The organism is Actinomyces sp. Z5, assembly GCF_003287795.1.
In the GTDB taxonomy this organism is placed as follows: domain Bacteria; phylum Actinomycetota; class Actinomycetes; order Actinomycetales; family Actinomycetaceae; genus Actinomyces; species Actinomyces glycerinitolerans.
The window spans coordinates 76,354-98,096 of record NZ_QMIN01000098.1 but is presented as its reverse complement, the minus strand read 5'-3'; the positions used below and the strand labels follow the sequence as shown (position 1 = coordinate 98,096).

The window sequence follows — 21,743 nt, the reverse complement described above, 5'->3', positions numbered from 1 at the left end:
ACCAACTCATGGCAGACATCGTCACCCGCCCCGGTCACACCGTCGTCGGCGTCGTCGAGAACGGCCGCCTCCGGCCGGTCAACACAACCCCACCACAGGCGCTCGACCCCGCAGCCGCAGCACAATCCCGCCAGGCCGCACACCAGCGCATCCTGCAAACCCTGATGAGCAGCAAGGAGGAGGTGGACATCAACGTCATGGAGGCCATCACCGGCCGCCGGCGGGACGAGCTGGACAAGCACAACCCCGACTATCCCCGCGGCCACGCACGCTTCAAGGACCTACCGGTCGAGTGGCGCAAGACCGCCGCCGACCGAATCCGGGACGCGCTGTGGCACCTCCATGAGGACTATGACCGCACCGTGCCGCTGAACCTGAAGTGGGTGGCCTGGCAGCTGGACGACACCAATCGGCTCACCCGCATGGATTGGGTGGAGGAGAAGAAGAAGCGGCTCGAGGCCGAGGCCAGGCAGAGGGCCGAGCGTGAGGCCGCTGCCGCCGCCGAGGCCGCACTCACCGCCGAGCAGCGCCGCCAGCGTGCCATCGACCAGATCCTCGACACCCGCCTACTGGACCCCCAATCCAGGCAGCGGGCCGGCCGCGGCGACATGATCGGACTGCGGGAGGTGCGTGAGGGTTCGCGCATTCTTCAGGAGCCGGTCTACGCCGACCCGCTGCCCGACCGGGCCGTCATGGGTGGGGCCGTCGCACGCCAGGCCGCCCGCCTGTCCGGCCTGGAAGCCCTGTCGGTCCCCATGGTGTGCGCCCTGACCGGCTTCGACATTGAGGAGGTGCAGGTATGGGAGGACATGACCGGCACACCGCTGAACTGGGCGACACTGCCCGCGGAGTGGACGGGAGACTGGTTCCGGGTGCAGATCACGCGCGCCATCCACGCGCTCAAGACCGCCGCCGAAGCCGACCCGGAGGCGGTGGACCCCTGGGCCGCCACACTGCGTGACGTTCTACTGGCCCTGGGCCACGACCCCAGCACCGACACCGACGACGGCACCACTACCGACGCCGAAGCCGAGCAGCAGGAGGAGCCCGAGCGTAAGCGCCACCGCTGGCCCTGGAAGCACTAGCCAGCCACCAAACACAAGGGCGGGACACCGGTAGAAGGAAGAACCCGGTGCCCCGCCCGCGTCTACACCATGGCAGAGCAGCATCAACCCCAATTCTACCGCCACCCCACCGACACCAAGCCCGCCCCGCACGAGGTCGACCAGACCCCCGACGCAAACCAGGCCAACCCACCAAACACCCGCCCACAACAAACACCCGGCACACATTCCACAAACACACCAGCACCACCCCGACACTGCCCTGGTCTGCCCAGGGTTCAGGCCGTGCGAACATCGACAACATCACGTAACAGGCGTCAACAACACCAGCTGATCGTTGGGGTCACTGGGGTTGGCGGCTCGACAATGTCACGACCCGGCCACCGCAACCAGTAAGCTCACTGGAACCGCCCAGCAGTCTCACAGTACAGCAGACATTCCACATACATTCATCGACCGCCCAGTAATTGTCCAGCAGGCACACCGATTCCCAACCTGCACCCCCCGGCCACACCACCGAACACCGCCCCAGGGCACGCCAAACGCCCCACCAGCAGCCCAACACCACCCCACCCCAACAAGGACGCACACCACGCATTCCAGGCCGCCCACAACCCCCAGGAGGTCCCCACCGAGCATTCGCAGGCCTTGACCGGATCGAAACGCAAATCCTGCGACCATTCAACCGAACGGTCAATACTTCACCCCATCACCCCAACCAAAACCAACCCGCCGGTAAGTAGTCCGAACGCACCCCGTCCCCACTCCTGTCCCGGGGACACCACGATGACGTCCCGGGGGACCCGTCGGGGACAGCGTGGGGACAGTATGGGGACACGTCGGGGACGTCTCGGGGGACAACACAGGGGACAGTGCTGGGACACTCCTTCAACCGCCAGGTCAGGGTTGAGTCTGGGTGACTCAAGTCTTGCGTGGGAGGGGTGTTCCAGGTGTGTTTCGGGATCGTTCGGCCCAGATATGGCCCAGGTTTGTGGTGCGACACGCCGAACACGGCAGTATTCCGCGGAAGATAGGACAAATGTTGGTTTTACGAGGTTGCCGCGGCGGCGGGATCCTGCGACGCCCCGCGAAACATGCCGCTGGACCAGCTCCCGCCGCGGATACGGCGCATCAAGGAGAGCTGCGGCATTCACCGCTACTGACCTCGACGGACGGAGACGCGTGGGCCCGGCGTATAGTCCCGGAGAGTCATGACAGCTTCGAACGTATTCGAGCGGCGTCTGGACGCCCGCCTCGTCATCGCCGTGGTCGCCATCGGCGTCATGTCCTTCGCCGGTGTGGTGGTGGAGACCGCCATGAACATCGCCTTTCCGGCCCTCATGGCGGAGTTCGGGATCGCCACCTCCACCGTCCAGTGGATCACCACCGGCTACTTGCTGGTGCTCGCCGTGATCATGCCGATCTCCTCCCTGCTGAACCGTCGCTTCCGCACCCGCGGCCTGTTTGTGGCCGCAGGACTGGCGTTCCTGGCTGGCACCCTGCTGTGCGCACTCGCTCCCGGCTTCGCCCCGCTCGTCCTCGGCCGCCTCATTCAGGGCGTCGGCGCGGGCATCGCCCTGCCACTTATGTTCAACCTGGTCCTGGAACAGGCGCCCCTGGAGCGGCTCGGCATGATGATGGGCATCGCCACACTAATCACCGCGATCGCTCCGGCGGTGGGGCCATCGCTGGGAGGCTTCCTCATCGGAGCCTACGGTTGGCGCTCGGTGTTCTGGGTGCTCGTCCCCTTCCTACTGGTCTCACTCCTCCTGGGCGTGGCCACGATCCGACAGTCCCATCCGACGGCGCCCGCGCCCTTCTCGCCGGTTCAGTTCCTGCTCCTGGCCACCGGTTTCACGGCCCTGGTGATCGCCACCAGCTCCGCCTCCACCGCCGGGTTCGCCAGCCCGCGCGTGCTGGGGCTGCTGGTACTCGCCGTCGTCCTCGTAGCGGCGTTCTGCCTGGTATCGGCGCGCTCGCAGGCCCCGTTGCTGCGCGTCGGGGTCTTCCGCCGCCCCGTGTTCACCCTCTCGATCCTGTACGTGGTGCTCGTCCAGGCGACCGTGCTCGCCCTGGGCTATCTGATCCCCTACTACGCGCAAGTCGCCGACGCCATGGGTGCCTTCGCGGCCGGCTGCCTGCTGTTACCCGGCTGCATCGTGGGTGCCTGCCTGACACCGTTCGGAGGGCGTGTGCTCGACGCCCTCGGCCCCGCTCGCCCGATCCGCACCGGCGCTGCCTTCGGCGTGGCGACGCTGGTTCTCTTCGCTCTGATCGGCACCTCTGGCTCGGCCACGCGCATGGCCTGGATCTATGTCCTCATGCCCATCTGCCAGGGCCTGTCCGTCTCCAACTCCATGACCAACGGGCTGCGCACGCTCCCTGACGACCTTCAGCCCGACGGCAACGCCGCTTTCAACACCATTCAGCAGCTCGGCGGCGCGATCGGCACCGCCGTGGCGGCCACGATCGTCGCCACCGCCCAGGTCGCCCGCCCCGACGACGTCGCCGCGGCTACCACCGCCGGCACCCGTATCGTCTTCTGGACCCTGCTGGGCGTCATGCTTGTCGCCGCACTGCTCGCCGTCGTCGCCACCGGGCGCCAAAACCGGCCCCTCGCCGATGCCGTCCGGTAGCCCCGGGCGCCGGCGTGATATCGGCGGGCGATTACCGGGCGGATTATTACGACAATCCTTCCCGGAGGGCGACCTGGGCACATAGGCTCGCGTCGCGTCCGGAGCGGTCGTTGTCGATCGAGCCCGGCGCCGCCTAGATCGTTCACCGTCCCTCCGAACCTCCCCGCCACTCGGCAACTCCCGATAGAAAGGCCTCTTGGACACATGGACCGCAACTACTTCGACCTGACCGGGCAAGTCGCCCTCGTCACCGGCTGCTCCTCCGGCCTGGGCGTGCAGATGGCCAAGGCGCTGGCGTCCGCCGGCGCCGGCATCGTCGCCGTCGCCCGCCGCGTGCCCCGCATCGAGGCGGTCGCCGCCGAGATCGCGGAGGAATACGGGGTACCTACCCTGGCCCTGCGCTGCGACATCACGGACACGGCCAACGTCGAGGCGGTTGTGGATGCGGTACTGGAGAAGTTCGGGCGGCTCGACATCGTGGTGAACAACGCGGGCACCGGTGCAGTTGGCCCGGCGGAGACCATCACCGACGAGCAGTTCGTCAGCGAGGTCGACATCGACCTGCTCGGCTCCTTCCGCGTGGCCCGCGCCGCCGCCAACAAGGCCATGATCCCCTCCAGCTACGGGCGCATCATCAACATCTCCTCCATGTACGGGTTGGTGGGCAATATGGTGGCCGGGTCCGCCCCCTACCACGCCGCGAAGGGCGGGATGGTCAACCTGACCCGGGCGCTGGCGGCCGAGTGGGGCAAGTACGGCATCACCGTCAACGCGATCTGCCCCGGCTACTTCTACACCGAGCTGACCGCCGATACGCTCGAATCCGAGTTCTTCCAGGAGCACGCCAAGCGCACGATCCCGCTTGGCCGCTACGGCGCGGAGGGTGAGCTCGACACCGCGACCCTGTTCCTGGCCTCGCCCGCCTCCGCCTACGTCACCGGCACGGCCATCCCCGTGGACGGCGGTTACACCGCCATTTGACAGCCGGGCGGCAGCGCATTGTCACAGATGGAGACAAACGCGCCCCGGGCCTCGAATCGCGTTTTGCGAATCGTTGGAATCACGCGGTTTCTGAATCGGCTCGAGCGGATGGTTCCGGTGTTTGTCACCGATTTTGACAGTCGGCCACTGAAAGGTCAGAGGAAGGCGCCGTTGCACACCTGGATCACCTGGCCGCGCACGGCCCGTCCCATCTTCGAGGCCAGATACAGGCAGGCGTAGGCCTGGTCCATGGGGTCGCACTCCGGCCCGGGGAAGTAGACGTAGTGCTGGGAATGCTCCAGCATCTTCTGTCCCCCAGGCTGCTCGCCGGCCTTGTTGGCCAGGTGCGCCGGAGTGACGGTGGAACCGGGCGCGACGGCGTTGCAACGAATATCCGTGTCGTTGAGCAGCATCGCCACGTTCTTCGTCAGCGTGTTCAGCCCGCCCTTGGTGGAGGTGTAGGCGGCGCCGCAGAAGGGACGCTCCCCGTTGACCGAGGAGATGTTGATGATGCAGCCCGCGTTCTTTGGCCTGAAGATCTTCAGCGCCTCGCGGATGTAGCGCATGGGGCCGGCGAGGTTGGTGTTCATGACGTAGAGCATCCAGTCGTCGTCGGTGTCATCAATCGTCTTCTGCTCACCGATGCCGGCGTTGTTTATCAGGATATCCAGGTCTCCGAACTCTTCCAGCACGCGGGCGAAGACCCGCTCGGTGTCCTCCAGGCTGGTGACATCGGCGACGACGCCGATTGCCCGTCCGCCCTTGGCACGGATGGCCTGGACGACCTCATCGAGCTGCTCGGCATGGCGGGCGGTGACCGCGACGGCGGCCCCCTCCTCGGCGAACAACTCGGCCATCGTGCGGCCCATCCCGTAACTGGCTCCAGTTATTAGGGCGACCTGGCCCTTGAGCATCTGTGCTTCCATGATCGGATGGTCTCCTTCGAGCCGGGTGTGGCGGCGGTCGTTTTCGCCGGCTGATGCGCCGAATGCCGGCATGCGCCTTCATGCTAGGTGGTGCGGCGTGGGGCAGCGTGGTCCTGAGAGTGCTCCCCAGCGGGGGAGTGGTGGACGAGTCGGGCTTGCCTCGGCGGATACTTTCGGAGTGTGTTGTGCCAGCCCGTAACTTAGATGTGAGGCGAGGCTAAACTAGCTCGCATGACCGATGAGGGAACTGCCGCCGAGACCACTGCTTCTGACGCCACCGAACCCGTGACCGCTGGGCCGGGTTCCCCCGAACCGCCCCTGCCCTACGCCGACCGCCCCGTCGCGACCGCACCCGGCCACTGGGTGCTCGCCCGCGCGGGCAAACGCGTCCTGCGTCCAGGTGGCGCCGCCCTGTCCGCCGCCATGCTCGAGCACGCCCACCTGGTCGGCGCCGACGTCGTCGAACTCGCCCCAGGGCTGGGCCGCACCGCCGCCGAGGTCATCGCCGCCGACCCGGCGTCCTACATCGCCATCGACCGGGACCCCGACGCCGCCCGCAGGGTGGCCGCGGTGGTCGGCGATCGCGGACGTGTCCGCCGGGGCGAGGCCGCCAATACCGGCCTGCCCGATGCCAGTGCCGACGTGGTGATCGGCGAGGCCATGCTGACCATGCAGGGCGACAAGGCCAAGGCGACAATCGCCGCGGAGGCGGCCCGGGTGCTGCGTCCCGGAGGTCGCTACGCCATCCACGAGTTGGGCGTGGTTCCGGACGACATCGATGAGGCCCGCTACACCGAGCTGCGCAAGGACCTGGCGCGCGCCATCCACGTCAACGCCCGCCCCATGACGGCGGCCGCCTGGCGGCAGCTGCTACAGGAGGCCGGCCTCGTGGTCGACTGGGTGGACACCGCCCCCATGGCGCTGATGAAGCTCGGCCGCAACCTGCGCGACGAGGGCCTGGGCGGTTTTGCGCGCATCGCCCGCAACGTCATCGCCGACCGGGAGCTACGGCAGCGCATGCTAACGATGCGCCGCACCTTCAAGCGGTACGAGCAGGACATGGTGGGCATCGCCCTGGTTGCCCATAAGCCCGCGTAAAGCCGACGACGGCGGCGCCTGCAACGGTCTGCCGAACAAGACTTGGGCGGTCGGCAGACCGGCCAAGAGGGGATGTGTCAGCCCGGCGGTCTCAGTTGTCGCGGCTGTGCCCGCGCAGGCCGGCCCGCAGCGCCTCCCGGTTCAGGGCTGCGATAGCCGTCAGCGGGATGCCCGCCGGGCAGGCCGGCACGCACTCCCCGTACAGCGAGCAGGGGCCGAACAGCTCGCCCACCGCCTGCGTCATGCGCCGGGCCCGCCGGGAGCGCTCGTGGCGCCCTTGCGGCATGAGCGACAGATGCGCCAGCTTCGCCCCGGCGAACAACATGGCCGCACCGTTGGGGCAGGCGGCCACGCACGCACCACAGCCGATGCAGGCGGCGAAGTCGAGCGCCTGCTCGGCCTGCTGATAGGGCTGCGGCACGGAGTCGGCGTCGGGCGCCGTGCCCGCGGCCACGTCCACCGTTCCACCGGCGCGGATCAATTCGTCCAGGGCGGTGCGGTCCACCACCAGGTCGCGGATGACCGGGAAGGCCGCCGAGCGCCAGGGCTCCAGGCGGAAGCGCGTCACTCCGGGGAAGGCCCGCAGGTGCTGGCGGCAGGCGGGGGTGTTGTCCTGCGGTCCGTGCGGCTTGCCGTTGACGAGGAAGCCGCACATTCCGCATACGCCCTCGCGGCAGTCGGACTCGAACACGACCGGTTCGCCGCCGCCCTCAATGATCTGGTCGTTGAGGCGGTCCAGCAGCTCGAGCAGGCTCATCTCCGGCTCGGCGTCGTCCACGGTGTAGGACTCGAAGCGGCCGCGGGCGCGTGGCCCGTCCTGCCGCCAGATCTCCAGTTCCACTCTCATCGGTAATCCCTCACCTGCATCGGTACCAGCGAGAAGGTCAGCGGCTCGCTGCGGCGCGTGTGCCGACCGGAGGCGTCGGTCAGCCAGGCGGACACGGTGCACCAGTCGGCGTCGTCGCGCTTGGCCTCGCCCTCGGCGGTGGCGTACTCCTCCCGGAAGTGCGCCCCGGCGGACTCGCGTCGATCCAGTGCGTCCAGGATCATCACCTCGGCCAGCTCCAGGAAGTCGGCCACCCGCAGCGCCTTCTCCAGCTCCTGATTGAGCCGCTCTGCGCCGCCGACGATCTTCACATCCGCCCAGAACTCCTCGCGCAGTGCCCGCACCTGCTCCAGCCCGTGGCGCAGTCCCGCCTCCGAGCGGCTCACGCCGCAGTCGGCATACAGGATCTCGCCCAGGCGCCGGTGGAACCAGACGGGTCGGTGCGTGCCGCCCACCGCCAGCAGCCGCTCCACCCGGGTGCGGGCATCGGCGAGGGTGGCGGTCACCTCCGGGGCATCGGCGGCGAGCACGCCGGTGCCCACCAGCCCGGCCAGGTAGTTCGGCACCGACAGCGGCAGCGTGAACCAGCCGTCCACGGAGGCGCTCAGCAGGGAGTTGGCACCCAGCCGATTGGCGCCGTGGTAGTTGTTGGACGCCTCCCCGCCCACGAACAGGCCCGGGACGGTGGACATCTGGTCGAAGTCCACCCACAGGCCGCCCATGGTGAAGTGGGCGCCCGGGGCGATGCGCATGGGCACCTCGTAGGGGTCCTCGCCGGTGGCGTCCAGGTACATGTCGAACAGGTTGCCGTAGCGGGCGGCGATCACCGGCTTGCCCAGGCGCTGTAGGGCGTCGCGGAAGTCCAGGTACACGGAGTTGTGCAGCGGGCCGACGCCGTGCCCGGACTCGATCTGCTCGCGGGCGTTGCGGGAGGCGACGTCGCGCGGGGTGAGGTTGCCGAAGGCCGGATACTTGCGCTCCAGGTAGTAATCGCGCTCGTCCTCGGGGATGTCGTTCGGGGGGCGGTCGTCCCCGGGCCGCTTGGGCACCCAGATCCGCCCGTCGTTGCGCAGGGACTCGCTCATCAGCGTGGTCTTGGACTGCCAGTGCGAACTGACCGGCAAGGCGGTGGGGTGGAACTGCACCATGCAGGCGGAGGCGAAGGCCGCGCCGCGGCGGTGGGCCCGCCAGGTGGCCGAGGCGTTGGAGGCCATCGCCAGAGTGGAGTAGTGGAAGACGGAGCCGTAGCCGCCGGTTGCCAGCACGACGGCGTGCGCCGTCCAGGCCCGGATCTGGCCGGTGAGCAGGTCGCGGGTGACGATTCCCTGGGCGCGGCCGTCGGCGACGATCAGATCCAGCATCTCGGTGCGGGCGTGCATGTGCACGCTTCCGGCGGCGATCTGCTCCTGGAGCGCCTGGGCGCAGGCAACCTCCAACTGCTGGCCGGTCTGCCCGCGCGTGTAGTAGGTGCGGGACACCTGCACGCCGCCGAAGGAACGGGTGGCCAGCTGGCCGCCGTACTCGCGGGCGAAGGGGGCGCCGATGGCGTACATGTGGTCGATTACCCGCACCGACTCCATCCCCAGGCGCACCACGTCGGCCTCGCGGCCGCGGTAGTCGCCGCCCTTGACGGAGTCCTTCACGAACCGGTTCAGGGAGTCGCCGTCGACCTTGCGGGCGCGGGCGGCGTTGATCCCGCCCTGCGCGGCCACGGAGTGGGCCCGCCGGGGCAGGTCGTGCAGGCTGAAGCACTCCACCCGGTAGCCCAGGCGGCCCAGGGTGGCGGCGGCCCCGCTGCCGGCCAGGCCCGTGCCGACGACGATCACGGTCAGACGCCGTCGGTTGGCGGGATTGACCAGCCGGTACTCGTCGCGCCGGCGCGTCCAGGCCTGCTCGGGCGGGCAGTCGGGCAGGTGCGGGTCCAGATCGGGGCCGACGTCGTAGAGGTTGTCGACCGGGGGTGGTACAGGGCTCATGCGATCACTCCGCTCAGCACCAGCAGGGGCAGCATGCCGTTGCAGATGGCGATGGCCAGGGCGACGGCGATGGCGATTACCAGGCAGACGCGGCGCAGCCGGGTGCCGGTGCCGCCAAGATCGTTGACGACCGACCACAGTCCCTGCGCCAGGTGCACGCCGATGAGCAGCATGATCAGGCTGTAGAAGATCGCCATGGGCGGGCGCGACAGGCTGGCGATCAGGTTCTCGTACGCATAGGCGGTCATTTGCCCGTTGGAGTGGGTGGCGGCCGTATAGCTACTGGAGGCCACCAGGCGGCCGATGGTCAGGTCGAGCAGGTGCACCGCGATAAACACCAGCATCAGGCCGCCGGTGATGATCATGCTGCGGGCTCCGAGCGTGCGCGGGCGCATGTTCTGCCTGCGGAAGGAGCCGCGGGCCTTCCGGCCCCGCCACCAAAGGGTGATGCCTCCCGTCACGTGCAGGATCAGGCAGGTGCCCAGCACCAGCCGCAGAATCCACAGCACGCCCTCGTGGGGGACGAGCGGGTAGCCGATCTCCCGCAGCCAGGCGGCGTAGTTGTTGTAGGACTCGGCGCCCTGGAATGCCTTGAGGTTGCCGATCATGTGGACGAGCACGAACAGCGCCATGATGGTGCCGGTGATCGCCATGGTCGTCTTCAGCGCGGTGTAGGACACGCGGTGCCGGTGTTGCGGACGCGGTGTGGGCAGATCGCCGCGCGGGGGCGCCTGTGATGCGCCAGCCGGTGCAGCGGTGCCGGCGTCCGGGGTGTGGGAGCGGGTTTGTGCGGGCATCAGAGCTCCCCTCGACGACGATGTCCTGCGGGCGTCACCCATGGGTGTTCAGGTACACGCTTATCGTAACGCGTGTCACAAAATGCTGGGCGCCGGTGGGCGTATGTCTTGTATGGCGACCGGCGACGTATCGCAGAATGGTCGTTTAGGGGGTACGGGCGTGAACGCCGCGGTGCCCGGCCCCGGTTCACGGCGAGGCCTGCGAGTCCCTACCGGGAGGCGGTCTGCGGATCCAATTCGATGCCCTTGCCGCCGCGGGACAGAGCCTCCACCGCCCCGGACTGGGAGTTGCGGCGGAACAGCACATTCGACGCGCCCGCCAGCGCACTGGCCGCCACCACGCGCGGCTCCTTGAACAGCCCGTGCGAGCCGGGCACCACCCCGCCCTGCGGCATCAGTGACACGCGGGTGCCCGCGGTGACGAACAGGCCGGCTTCAACCACGCAGTCATTGCCGAGCGGAATCCCCAGGCCCGAGTTGGCGCCCAACAGGCAGCGCTCGCCCAGCGCCACCCGGCGTCCGTCCCCGCCCGAGGGCAGGCCCATGGTGGAGGCACCGCCACCGATGTCGGAGCCGTCGCCGACGACCACGCCCTGGGCGACGTTGCCCTCCACCATGGAGCGTCCGAGCGTGCCCGCGTTGTAGTTGACGAAGCCGCCGTGCATCACGGTGGTGCCTTCGGACAGGTAGGCGCCCAGACGCACGTTCGCGGCGTCACCGATGCGTACCCCGGAGGGCAGCACGTAGTCGGTCATGCGTGGGAACTTGTCCACGGACAGCACCTGCGCGGGCCGCCCCAGGGAGGCTTGCAGGCGGATGCGCGTGGCTTCGAAGTTCTCCACCGCGCAGGGGCCCGCCGACGTCCACACCACGTTGGGCAGGCGGGAGAAGAGGCCGTCAAGATTGATCGTGTTCGGGCGCACCAGCCGGTGCGAGAGCATGTGCAGGCGCAGGTAGGCGCCGGCCACCGTCTGCGGGGCGTCGTCCAGGTCGGCGGAGGTGCGCACCACCGTGGTGTGCACGCCGCGGGCCGGGTCGCGGCGCTCCATGGAACTGAGCGTGGCCAGCAGGTCGGCGTCGCCGTCGTCGGGCGCCTCGCCCAGGACCGGCCGCGGATACCAGACATCCAGGGTGTTGCCGTCGTCGGTCACGGTCGCCAGGCCGAGACCCCATGCGCTGCGAGTCGTCATGGATGCACCATACGGGACGCCGGGCGGTGGTGCACGGTTGGCACTGGGTGGTGGCGTCGTCGGGGCGCGTAGGCCGTGGTGGCGGGCCCGTCGGCGGAGTGTGCCGGGCCGACGTCGCCAGCGTCGATCGGGGCGTGCAAGAATCGCGACATGGCGCGTACCACCATTCACCTCATGCGGCACGGCGAGGTCCACAACCCCGAGGGCGTGCTCTACGGGCGCCTGCCGGGATACCACCTCTCCGAGCTCGGCCGGCAGATGGCCGACCAGGTAGCCGACGTCCTATCCGCCTCCGGTCACGACATCGCCGCCGTGATCACCTCCCCGCTGGAGCGGGCGCGCGAATCCGGCGCCCCCACCGCGGCCGCCTTCGGCCTGACCCCAATCAGCGACCCGCGTCTGATCGAGGCCGACAACCACTTCGAGGGCGTGCCCGTGAACCGGGACCGGAAGATTCTGGCGCGCCCCGAGAACTGGCGCTACTACGTAAACCCGCTGCGCCCCAGTTGGGGGGAGCCGTACACGCAGCTGGTGGCCCGCATGAGCGACGCCGTCCGCGCGGCGATCCCGCAGGTCGAGGGGCGTGAGGCCCTGCTGGTGTCCCATCAATTGCCCGTTTGGGCGTTGCGTCTGTACCTGGAGGGGCGACCGCTGGCCCACGACCCGCGGCGGCGCCAGTGCGCGCTCGCCTCACTGACGTCGCTCACCTTCGACGGGCGCACCCTGGTGGGGCTGTCCTACTGGGAGCCGGCCGGCGACCTGCTGCGCCGCGCCGAGGACATGGTGCCGGGAACCTCCGCCGCCGCCGAGAACATCGGGTCCGGCGAGGCCGAGACGCCCAACGCCGACGACGCCGAGCGCGTCACGCGGGACGCATGACCGGCACCCCTATGCCACCGGGGTCGTTCCGACCCGAAGACGATCACTCCTCGCGTGCGGCCGCGCATGGGTCGGGCGCGGGCGAGTTGGTGCCCGCCCGGGCCGCCGACGTCGTTCCCGCCGCCCCGTCACGTCCGGCCCCGCAGCGGCCCTGGACCGGGCAGGACTTCGTGTGGTGGAACACCGCCGGCGTGCTTACCGCACTGCGGGCGGGACGCCGCCCCAACCCCGTCTCCCCGATGGTCGACCCCATTCGCGCCGCCTTCTCCGGTGAGGAGGTCATGCTGGCCACCTGCGATGCGGAGATGCTGGTGTGGCGGCGTGGCGACGCCACCTACAACCCCTCCCGGGGCTTCTTCCTGGCCGGCGGGCCGGTGGGGTTGGCGCTGACCGCCGCCTTCTTCGGCGGGCAGGCCTATCTGAATTCCCGGCGCAAGCGGGCCGCCGAGGCCGACGCCGTGGAGAAGTGGCGGCACCTGGCCTACGCCCGGCTGACGGTGTCCACTCACGGCATCTACCTGGGTACGGGTGAGGGCGTCATGCCGATCGCCTTCGCCGACGTGCAGGAGGTGCAGCTGACCGGCGTGGGTGAGGTGGTGATGGCGGCGGCCAATGCCTCCGGCTCGGCGCGGTGGAAGCTGCGCGGCCAGTGGGCGGAGCTGGTGCTGGTCATGTGGGCGACCCGGTACATGCCCGGGCACCCTCAGCTGGTGGGCCGCACCTGGCTGCCCGCCGACTGGTTCGCTCACGCCGCCGCGTGGGGCTACACCGTGGACACCTCCAACTGGCCCCGCTACCAGCCACGTGCCCTGGACTGAGCCAGGCTGGGTGTGGGATCATGACAGGGAGCCGAGCGGCGGCAACCGCCTGACTCCCCGGGAAACCGGGCGTCGCTCAGTGCCTTAAGACACTGAGAAGAGCTGTCAGGGCCCAGATCAATGGCGGAGTTGTTTGGACTACGGTCCGCCAAATCTGGGCCCTTTGCTCACCCGTCATCCCTTTCCCCTTCCGCTTCTGCGCCTTGCGGCGGTGCTTCCGCTTCTTGGATGACATGCCCAATCTCACCTCCTTACGGTGCGCTCCCCGGCTGAGCTGTGCTGAGTCGTTCCGGGGTTGCGCCGTGGAGGCAGGTCAATCATCGCAGAGGTGACCGTCCAGGCGGGTTCCTTGGCTGCCGGCGGACTGGTTCGCGCACGCCGCCGCGTGGGGCTACACCGTGGACACCTCCAACTGGCCCCGCTACCAGCCACGTGCCCTGGGCTGACGCGCCCGCGCGGGTGAAGCCGTGGCGGCGCCGGCCTCGGCGGGAGCCGTCGAGCTATTCGGTCTGCCGGGTGGCGACGGCGCGGCCGCGAGCGGCGCTGACGGCGAAGGCGGCCACGCCGATCGCCAGGCTCGCCGCCGCGATCGCGGCCCAGCGCCCCGGGTAGGTGCCCGCCGCCTGAATCCAGCCCCATGGCGCCAGCTGCCAAAGCGGCGTCGCCACCAGCACCTCGTTGCCGTCGATGATAAGGCCCATCAGGAACAGGCCCACGCCCACGCCGACCGTCACCGCCGTACCGGCCACCTCCGCCACCGCATGCGCGAGCGCCGCCAGCATGAAGGCCACGAAGGGCATCACCATGAACACGTACACGGGTGCGCCCAGTCCGCCCAGTTCGGAGTCGGTGGGGAACAGCGGCGCCCCCAGGCGGGCGATGGCCCACGCCGGGATCAGCGCCGCGGCCAGCAACACCATCGCCCAGGTCAACGTCGACGCCGTCAGAGCAGCCGGTCGGGCCCGCAGCACCAGGCCCCGCCAGGCGTCGGCCTGCGCCCGCCACGCCGTCGCCCCCGCCACCCAGGCGGCAATCGGCGCGCCCGCCAGGGTGAACAGCGGCAGCGCGTAAGCGGCGGAGTACACCGCCTGCGTCAGCACCAGGAGCCCCAGCAGCACGGCCGTCAGCACCGCCCACAGCCGCCAGGGCAGGCCGAGGCCAACCGCCCGGAAGGCACTGCGCGAGCCCGGCGATGTCAGTCCGGCCAGAACCGCAGGGGACAGGCTGTGTTGTGGTGCGTGTGCCGTTCGGCCGGCTACGACCGTCGTCCCGGCGGGAACAGCATGGCCCGGGGTGGGCGCCGGTCCGACGGGCCCGGACGGCGCAGAGCTCGAGGCGTCCGGTGCAGAGACCGGCGCGGGCATCGGATCCACCCGACCGGTCGAGGCGGGTTCGGCGGCCTGTGTCCGAGCCCAGAAACGTGGGCGAAGAATGAAAAGGCGCCGAACGGCGAGAGCCCCCACCGCCCGGTGCGCGCCCGCAAACGAACTAGTTGCCCGCCGAGCGCCCAGCAGCACCGCGCCGACGCCGAGCAGGCACAACCCGGCGCTGCCCAGCGCGCCCGGCGCCACCGGATAGTTCCACACCGGTGAGCCCGCCTCCAGGGAGATGCCGTTGGCATGCACCTCCAGCAGCGGCAGGGTCGGGCGCATCGCCCAGGTTCACGGCCGCGCCCACCAGGACGGTGCCTCTGCCTGCAGCGCGCCCGCGGCCGACCACACCAGCGCCAGCGCCGGGGCCAGCCCGACGGCGATGCCGCCGAGCCACTGGCCCAGCGCCAGCCCCCACACGCTCGCCCCCGTGACCGACACCCACATCACCAGGGCGAACAACAGGTACTGGGACCACGGCCCCCAGCCGGCGCCGCGAATGAGTGCGTCGATGACGATCGGGGCCAGGAGGAGCGCCTGAGATACCAGTGCGGAGACGGTGAGCACGGACACCCTCGCCGTCGCCGAAAGCGCCGGGGATACGCCCCGCCAGGCGGTCCCTCCCGCCCGGTGGCGCCGTTCGCGCCAGGCGGCCATGGCACCGGTCAACGCCCCCATGGGCAGGGCGAAGGCGGCGGGGTAGGGGTTCAGCCACGGCAACACGCCGTCGTTCCAGCCGTCGGCGGTAAGGGCGGCATGCGCCACCAGCAGGGCGTGCAGGGAGAAGACCACAACCGCCACCGGAATGCCCCAGGTAGCGGTGCGGCGGCTGCGCCCCAGCTCGGCGCGCAGCACGGCTCCGAGCCCCGGCAGGCGTCGCGGACGGGCACCCGGCAGGGAATCCGCTCGGGTGGTGATGGGAACTGAGGTTGCAGTGCTCATCGCCGCACCTCCTGCCGACGGCGGTCCGCGGCCCCGGTGACGGCGGCGAGGAAGGCGTCCTCCAGGTCCTGGCCGGCCACCGCGAACTCGGTCAGCGGCCCCTCATAGACCATGCGCCCACCCGCGAGCACACCGACGTCATCACAGGTGCGCGCCATCTCCCCGAGCACATGGCTGGACACGATGACGGTGCGTCCACCCGCGGCCAGCTCACGCAGTAGGTCGCGCAGCCAGATGATGCCCTGCGGGTCCAGGCCGCTCTGCGGCTCGTCCAGCACCAGCACCTCCGGGTCGCCCAGCAGCGCCATCGCCAGGGCGAGGCGCACTTTCATGCCGGTGGAGAAGCTCCCGGCCCGTTTGCGACCGGCCCGCCCCAGGCCGACCTGTTTCAGTAGCGGGTCGATCACCTCGACGGTGGTGCCGGTCAGCAGACAGTGGATGTGCAGGTTGCGGCGGGCGGACAACTGCGGGTAGAGCGCCGGGCCGTTTATGCTCGCCCCCACGTGGCTGAGACTCTCGCGGGCCAAGGGCCTGCCCAGCACCTCGATCGAGCCGGCGTCGGGCCGCAACAGCCCCAGCGCGGTGTTGAAGGTGGTGGACTTGCCGGCGCCGTTGAGCCCCAACAAACCGTAGACCCGCCCCGGGCGCGCGGTCAGGTTGAGCCCCATCAGTACTTTCTGCCTGCCGTAGCTCACCTCCACATTACGCAGTGCCAGCCCGGGCGGGACGGTGAGGTCCGCGGCCGGCCGGGACAAGTCGACGGTGGAAGCGGGAGACTGCGTGGGCGGTGACAATGGTGCTGTAGTCATGAGGCCAGAATCCGCTCGGGCGCCTGCAGGCGGATCCCCACAAGGGACACGAGCACAGCCACCGGCCGCGTAAAGGCCTCCTCCGAAAGGGGGAGAGAGGTTGCCGTCTACAGGCCTGGGTCGACCATCCCGGACCTGAGCGCGTGGATCACCAGCTCCACCCGGTTGCGGCAGCCGGTGTGTCCGAGCAGCGCCTTGACATGGGTCTTGACGGTCGACTCGGCGATGTACAGGCGCGCGGCGATCTCCGGGTTGGTCATTCCCCGGCAGACCAGCTCGAGCACGTCGCGCTCGCGGCCGGTCAGCGTCTCGCCGGGCAGGAGCCCGGCCTCGGCCCCGGGACGTTCGGCGGGCTCCGCGTCGACCGGGGAAGAGACGGGCGTGGCAGCCGAATCGACCGCTGCCACCGCCGGACCGGCTGCGGCCTGCTCGGGTTCTCCCTCCAGCGCGCGCAGTACGTAGGGGGTGATCACCGGGTCCAGCCAGGCCTGTCCGGCGGCGACGGCGTGAACGGCCGCCAGTAGGTCGGTCGGGCCGGAGTCCTTCAGCAGGAAGCCGACGGCCCCGGCCCGCAGCGCTCCCAGCACCAGCTCCTCCTCCTGGAACGTGGTGAGCATGAGTACCCGTGTGGGGCTGTCGCCGTCGCGGCCGCTCAGGGCGGTATCGGATAGCAGCCGCCGCGTGGCGGCGATGCCGTCCAGTCCCGGCATGCGGATGTCCATCAGCACCACGTCTGCCGGCTCGCCACGGCCCCTGGCGCGGCGCAGCGACTCCAGCGCCGCCCGGCCGTCATGAGCGGTGGCCACTACGGTCATGTCCGCCTGGGCGTCCAGCAGGGAACGGAAGGCCGCGACCAGGAGTTGCTGATCGTCGACGACGGCGATACGCAGCCGGTCCTGGTTCATCGATGCTCCTCGGGGTCGTGGCGGAAGTCAGCCGGGAAGACGGCGTCGAGCAGGAAGTACGCCCCGGCGTCCTCGCTCGGGCCGGCCTCCAACCGGCCCTCGACCAGACGCAGCCGCTCGGCCATACCGGTCAGTCCATATCCATGTTCGCGGCCGTTATCCCCGTCCGCGGCCAAAGTGGATACGCCGCCGGGCAACGGGTTGGTTATACGCACCCGGCAGCTGTCGTCGTGCCGGGCAATGGTGATCCGGGCGGTGCCGTCGCCGTGCCTGGCCGCATTGGTCAGGCCCTCGGTGACCACCCGAATCAATGTCAGCCGCTGCAACGCCGTCCAGGAGTCGTTCCAGGCGGCGAGTTCGGCCGCAGTGGGCAGCGCGGCTTCGACCTCCACGCCGGTGGCGCGCGCCTGTGCCACCAGTTCCGGCAGCGCGGTCAGGTCCGCCACCGGGGCCGGCGGCCCCTGAGTCGTTGAGCTGCGCAACAGGGCCACCAGTTCGCGGGTGGAGGCGAGCGCGGCCGCGGAGGCATCGCGCACCGCAGTAAGGGAATCACGGGCGGCCTCGGGGGTCCCCAGGGCGAGCCCGGTATCCGCCTGCACCTTGACCACGGTCAGGCCGTGGCCGACCAGATCGTGCAGCTCCCGCGCAACGGCCAGGCGCTCCGCAGACACCGCTTGGGCGGCGGCCAGCCGGGATGCTGCGGCGACGGTACGGTCCATGGACTCCGCGCCGGCACGTCGACTGAGCGCCCACAGGTAGGTGACGGTCACTACGAGCACGCAGGCCAGGGCGAACCCGAAGGGCGGATAGTTGAACATGTCGGCGGTATGGGGGTTGACCGCGTACACCGTCTGCGGGTTGATCACCGCCCCGACCAGTGCGGCCAGCAGCCCCGCCACGCCCCAGCGCCGGTCCGCGGCCCAGCGGGTGAGTGCATGCAGCGCCGTCGGCACCGCCACGATGATCGGGGAGAGGCCGAGGTTGACCGGGGTGATGCGCAGCAGCGCCACGTAGGCCACCATCGCCAGGTAGACGACCACGCCCGAAACCGTGGGGGAGCGGTGGCGGAAGGGCTGAGCCGCGGTCACCGTCAGGGCTACGAGCACGTTCGCCACATAGGCCGGGTGCGGGCCCCAGGTGTACAACAGTGTGCAGTCGGCCAGCGCCACGACCGCCAACAGAATCGTGAGCACCGCGTCGCTGAGCGGAATCCGGTAGCGGGTGGGTCCGATCAGACGGCAGTGCCGACGCCAGTCCAGGGCGGTTGCGGCCGGGAGTCCTACTGGAGTCGCGGTGGTGACCGGAGCGTCGGCGGCCGGGGGCGTCGCCGTCGGAGGAGCTGCCGCGAGCAGTGTCGGCGAGAGGAGTCACGATGCCGGGGAGTTGTCGGAGGGAATGACGGACGCGCAGAACCCTCCGTGTTCCTCAAGCGTCAGCGCGAGGATGTAGGGAACGGCATGCACGTATCCACCCTAACCGGAACCGGTCTTGCGAGTGCGGCTCCGTTGGGTAGGTTGCGGAGGGCAGCCGGTGACGGCGGTCCTGCTGGACGGGCAGCGGCTCAGGATGGCGTTGCGGTCGCCGTCGGTATCCCGTCTGTCGGGGCCGGCTCCGGGTCTGTTCTACACTCGGGCCCGTGGCCACAGACTTTCCCGCCGAGATTGAGCAGCTCCGACACACCTACGCCTCCGTCGTCGCCGTGACGGACCCGGAGGCGCTGCGCGGACGCATCGCCGAGCTGTCCGAGCAGGCCGCCGCCCCCAACCTGTGGGACGACGCCGACGCCGCCCAGGCCGTCACCTCCGCTCTGGCGCACGCACAGGCCGACCTCAAGCGGGTGGAAGCACTAGGCGGGCGCATCGACGACCTGGAGACCATGGTCGAGATGGCGGGGGAGGAGTCCGGTGATGATGCGGCGGAGCTGCTCGCCGAGGCCGAGCGCGACCTGGTCGGCGTGCGCAAGGACCTGTCCGACCTGGAGATCCGCACCCTGCTGTCCGGCGAGTACGACCAGCGCGACGCCGTGGTAACCATCCGCTCCGGGGCGGGCGGCGTTGATGCCGCCGACTTCGCGGAAATGCTGCTGCGCATGTACACCCGCTGGGCGGAGCGTCACGAATACCCGATCAAGATCCTCAACACCTCCTACGCCGAGGAGGCGGGGCTGAAGTCCGTCACCTTCGAGGTGCACGCCCCCTACGCCTACGGCACGCTCAGCGTGGAGGGCGGCACCCACCGCCTGGTGCGCATCAGCCCCTTCGACAACCAGGGGCGCCGTCAGACCTCCTTCGCCGCCGTCGAAGTCATCCCACTGATCGAGTCCACCGACCACATCGACATCCCCGAGACGGATATCCGCATCGACGTGTTCCGCTCCTCCGGGCCCGGCGGCCAGTCCGTGAACACCACCGACTCGGCCGTGCGCATCACGCACCTGCCCACCGGGCTGGTGGTGTCCATGCAGGATGAGAAGTCCCAAATCCAGAACCGCGCCGCCGCCATGCGCGTGCTCCAGTCGCGCCTGCTGCTGCTCAAGCAGCAGGAGGAGGACGCCAAGAAGAAGGAGCTTGCCGGCGACGTCAAGGCCTCCTGGGGCGACCAGATGCGCTCCTACGTGCTCAACCCCTACCAGATGGTCAAGGACCTGCGCACCGGCTACGAGGTCGGCAACCCCGACTCCGTGTTCGACGGCGACATCGACGGCTTCATCGACGCCGGCATCCGCTGGCGCAAGCAGCAGGAGCAGGCCGCCGACTGAGCCGCAATTGGCTGGCGACGCAATCGCCTGCGTGAGCCGGCCGTACTTCGCCTAGACCGGCCTGCCGGTCGATCGGTATCACACTCGCCAACTCGTCAGCGTCGGGAATGCCCCGGCCGTGCAGCTGTCGCCCGGCACGTCACGCTCCGCCTCGCTTGGACGAGGCGACCCGGATATCGCAGGCGTCAATCGCGTCGGCCAGCCTGGCCTCGACCGCAGGCTCGTCATCGGCGCACGCCAGGACCGCGGCCGGGCGTGCGCGCAGCCCATTGACGGCGTGGACCGTCTCGCCGGGGCGGCATTCCCAAAAGACGTCGGTCCCGGCCGGGAGTTCTCTACTGAGGCTGGTGCCGACGACGGTTCCGGCGGCGGTCTCGACGAAGCGCACGCCTGCGTGGCGACCGATCTCCGGTATCGGCGGCAGCGGCTCTCCGCGCAGGGAGTCGATCAACTCGCCGTAAAAATCCAGCCCCGGGCACACCGCAGACACCAGGTCGGGGGCGATGAAGTCTCCGCCCTGCCGGACGTGGAACTCACCCCATACGATTTCTTTCTCAGGTGTCACCCAGAACTCGACGTGCAGGTGCCCGCACCGAATCCCCAGCGCATCGATGCACGTCTGGAGCTGCTCCCGCAAGTGACATGACGGCGGGATCCTGTCGGGCCCGGCCGGCTGAAGATGGCCAGTCTCGACAAAGCTCTCGTTGGTCGTCTTGGCGGTCGTCGTGTAAACGCGGACTTGCCCGTCGACGGTGAGGCCCTCGACAGAGAACTCCGTACCTGTCACGAACTCCTCCAGACAGTAACCTCCTGCGACGACATCGGGACCAAGATCGGGCAACTCGTCCAGCGAAGCGATGTGGTGGACCCCTACGCTGCCCATCCCGGTAGCCGGCTTGACGATCCAGCCGCCGGGGGCGGGAGGCGGTGTCTTCACTCCCTCTCCGGCCGCATTGCCGAACAGCGGTGTTCCGTCCGCCGCGGCCCCTATGATCCGCAGACTCTGCGGCTGACGCACACCGGCCTGACGCAGAGCCTCGCGGCAGGCAGGCTTGTCCTGGATCAGCCTGATGCAGGCATCGTCGTTGGCCATGGTCCCCAGCGCGCGGGCAAGCTGACTGTATTGCAGCTGATAGTTCTCTCGGAGTGCGGTGGACAGCACCACTTCGCCCGGGCAGCGCGCTCGAATCTCCTGCACCGCCGCAGTGGTCTGCTCCGCGTCGAGTCCGCTCGCGTAGGGGCCGGGCACCGTGACTAAACAATCCACCGGGATGGGCGGGGTCCGGTGCTGCAAAGGCTCGTGGAAATCCACGCCGCAGATGCGCAGCTTCCGCTCCCGGCAGGACTTCAGAAAGCCTTGAAACCAGTGCGCCGACGCGTGCGACCCGGAGGTGGTGACGCCGACAAGCACCGCCCAGGCGGATGTGTCGTCTGGCAAGGGACCATTCCTCTCTTTCAAAACCGGCGTGTGCGTAGTGAACACCGGTCACCTCAATGAGCTTATTTGGTTGTGCCGGCGGCATGACGCCTGCGGGGGTCTTCGGTCCGGTCAGCGGTAAACGTCGCGGCGGTGTCCGAGCGTGACCACAACGACGACGAGTCGGCCGTCGTCGATCGTGTAGATGATGCTGAATTTACCCAAGTCGCCTACTCGTACCCGCCAGGCGGGGCGGCCTTTGAGAGGGCGGCATCCGGGAGGGCGCGGGTTGGTGGCAAGCAGAGCGATCGCACCCTGGAGCCGGCGCTGATCCCGCTTGTCGATGCGGCG

Annotated in this window: 19 protein-coding genes; 7 read left to right on the top strand and 12 right to left on the bottom strand. The window is 69.5% G+C overall.

Going from position 1 to position 21,743, the window contains the following annotated elements:
* Nucleotides 1–8 precede the first annotated feature (8 nt).
* The 3 genes from DRB06_RS13360 to DRB06_RS13350 all read left to right on the top strand — a co-directional run bounded on the left by DRB06_RS13360 (nucleotide 9) and on the right by DRB06_RS13350 (nucleotide 4,681).
* Nucleotides 9–1,085, top strand: a complete 1,077-nt coding sequence (locus DRB06_RS13360) for a hypothetical protein (RefSeq protein WP_111820211.1) — start codon at nucleotides 9–11, stop codon at nucleotides 1,083–1,085.
* A 1,190-nt stretch (nucleotides 1,086–2,275) separates the two neighbouring features.
* Complete coding sequence (locus DRB06_RS13355) at nucleotides 2,276–3,700, top strand: DHA2 family efflux MFS transporter permease subunit (RefSeq protein ID WP_073328595.1); 1,425 nt, start codon at nucleotides 2,276–2,278, stop codon at nucleotides 3,698–3,700.
* Between the two features lie 204 nt (nucleotides 3,701–3,904).
* Complete coding sequence (locus DRB06_RS13350; protein ID WP_073328597.1) at nucleotides 3,905–4,681, top strand: SDR family oxidoreductase; 777 nt, start codon at nucleotides 3,905–3,907, stop codon at nucleotides 4,679–4,681.
* A gap of 155 nt (nucleotides 4,682–4,836) precedes the next feature.
* Here DRB06_RS13350 and DRB06_RS13345 read toward each other — a convergent pair whose 3' ends face one another.
* Nucleotides 4,837–5,607: an SDR family NAD(P)-dependent oxidoreductase gene (locus DRB06_RS13345; RefSeq protein WP_108969861.1), complete on the bottom strand. Its 771-nt coding sequence runs from the start codon at nucleotides 5,605–5,607 to the stop codon at nucleotides 4,837–4,839.
* Between the two features lie 231 nt (nucleotides 5,608–5,838).
* On the opposite strand from DRB06_RS13345, the gene DRB06_RS13340 reads away from it, so the two are divergent.
* A complete protein-coding gene (locus tag DRB06_RS13340) occupies nucleotides 5,839–6,705 on the top strand; it encodes a class I SAM-dependent methyltransferase (RefSeq protein ID WP_108968205.1) in 867 nt (288 codons plus the stop codon).
* 91 nt (nucleotides 6,706–6,796) lie between these two features.
* On the opposite strand, the gene DRB06_RS13335 is transcribed toward DRB06_RS13340, so the two are convergent.
* From DRB06_RS13335 to dapD, 4 genes are all read right to left on the bottom strand, one after another.
* Nucleotides 6,797–7,552: a succinate dehydrogenase/fumarate reductase iron-sulfur subunit gene (locus tag DRB06_RS13335; RefSeq protein ID WP_073328600.1), complete on the bottom strand. Its 756-nt coding sequence runs from the start codon at nucleotides 7,550–7,552 to the stop codon at nucleotides 6,797–6,799.
* Nucleotides 7,549–9,507, bottom strand: a complete 1,959-nt coding sequence (locus tag DRB06_RS13330) for a fumarate reductase/succinate dehydrogenase flavoprotein subunit (RefSeq protein WP_111820210.1) — start codon at nucleotides 9,505–9,507, stop codon at nucleotides 7,549–7,551. The genes DRB06_RS13335 and DRB06_RS13330 overlap by 4 nt, the downstream gene beginning before the upstream one ends.
* Nucleotides 9,504–10,304, bottom strand: coding sequence for a succinate dehydrogenase cytochrome b subunit (locus tag DRB06_RS13325; RefSeq protein WP_199912500.1), 801 nt, complete (start codon nucleotides 10,302–10,304; stop codon nucleotides 9,504–9,506). Before DRB06_RS13325 ends, DRB06_RS13330 begins: the two co-directional genes overlap by 4 nt.
* Nucleotides 10,305–10,513: 209 nt before the next feature.
* Nucleotides 10,514–11,494 (bottom strand): 2,3,4,5-tetrahydropyridine-2,6-dicarboxylate N-succinyltransferase, encoded by a 981-nt coding sequence (gene dapD / locus DRB06_RS13320; RefSeq protein WP_111820209.1) that lies wholly within the window; start codon nucleotides 11,492–11,494, stop codon nucleotides 10,514–10,516.
* A gap of 150 nt (nucleotides 11,495–11,644) precedes the next feature.
* Between dapD and DRB06_RS13315 the strand changes: the two genes are divergently transcribed.
* Nucleotides 11,645–12,373 carry a histidine phosphatase family protein gene (locus tag DRB06_RS13315; RefSeq protein WP_111820208.1) on the top strand — a complete coding sequence of 243 codons (729 nt, stop codon included), beginning with the start codon at nucleotides 11,645–11,647 and terminating at the stop codon, nucleotides 12,371–12,373.
* A complete protein-coding gene (locus DRB06_RS13310) occupies nucleotides 12,370–13,191 on the top strand; it encodes a hypothetical protein (RefSeq protein ID WP_234415894.1) in 822 nt (273 codons plus the stop codon). Before DRB06_RS13315 ends, DRB06_RS13310 begins: the two co-directional genes overlap by 4 nt.
* Nucleotides 13,192–13,691: 500 nt before the next feature.
* Here DRB06_RS13310 and DRB06_RS13305 read toward each other — a convergent pair whose 3' ends face one another.
* The 5 genes from DRB06_RS13305 to DRB06_RS13285 all read right to left on the bottom strand — a co-directional run bounded on the left by DRB06_RS13305 (nucleotide 13,692) and on the right by DRB06_RS13285 (nucleotide 18,410).
* The gene (locus tag DRB06_RS13305) at nucleotides 13,692–14,843 is read right to left on the bottom strand and encodes a hypothetical protein (protein ID WP_111820207.1); all 1,152 of its coding nucleotides are present in this window, start codon (nucleotides 14,841–14,843) and stop codon (nucleotides 13,692–13,694) included.
* Between the two features lie 9 nt (nucleotides 14,844–14,852).
* Nucleotides 14,853–15,503 (bottom strand): hypothetical protein, encoded by a 651-nt coding sequence (locus tag DRB06_RS13300; protein ID WP_111820206.1) that lies wholly within the window; start codon nucleotides 15,501–15,503, stop codon nucleotides 14,853–14,855.
* Nucleotides 15,500–16,312, bottom strand: a complete 813-nt coding sequence (locus DRB06_RS13295) for an ABC transporter ATP-binding protein (protein ID WP_111820205.1) — start codon at nucleotides 16,310–16,312, stop codon at nucleotides 15,500–15,502. The genes DRB06_RS13300 and DRB06_RS13295 overlap by 4 nt, the downstream gene beginning before the upstream one ends.
* A gap of 107 nt (nucleotides 16,313–16,419) precedes the next feature.
* Nucleotides 16,420–17,217: a response regulator transcription factor gene (locus DRB06_RS13290; protein ID WP_111820204.1), complete on the bottom strand. Its 798-nt coding sequence runs from the start codon at nucleotides 17,215–17,217 to the stop codon at nucleotides 16,420–16,422.
* On the bottom strand, nucleotides 17,214–18,410 hold the full coding sequence (locus DRB06_RS13285; protein ID WP_111820203.1) for a sensor histidine kinase: 1,197 nt from the start codon (nucleotides 18,408–18,410) through the stop codon (nucleotides 17,214–17,216). The genes DRB06_RS13290 and DRB06_RS13285 overlap by 4 nt, the downstream gene beginning before the upstream one ends.
* 443 nt (nucleotides 18,411–18,853) lie before the next feature.
* Here DRB06_RS13285 and prfB point away from each other — a divergent pair, with 443 nt between their 5' ends.
* On the top strand, nucleotides 18,854–19,975 hold the full coding sequence (gene prfB, locus DRB06_RS13280) for a peptide chain release factor 2 (protein WP_073328622.1): 1,122 nt from the start codon (nucleotides 18,854–18,856) through the stop codon (nucleotides 19,973–19,975).
* 139 nt (nucleotides 19,976–20,114) lie between these two features.
* Here the strand turns inward: prfB and DRB06_RS13275 are convergent, their stop codons facing one another.
* Nucleotides 20,115–21,458 carry an ATP-grasp domain-containing protein gene (locus tag DRB06_RS13275; protein ID WP_220093031.1) on the bottom strand — a complete coding sequence of 448 codons (1,344 nt, stop codon included), beginning with the start codon at nucleotides 21,456–21,458 and terminating at the stop codon, nucleotides 20,115–20,117.
* Between the two features lie 66 nt (nucleotides 21,459–21,524).
* Nucleotides 21,525–21,743, bottom strand: a 219-nt coding sequence (locus tag DRB06_RS13270) for a type II toxin-antitoxin system RelE/ParE family toxin (protein ID WP_146750899.1), incomplete at its 5' end; no start/stop codon positions are given.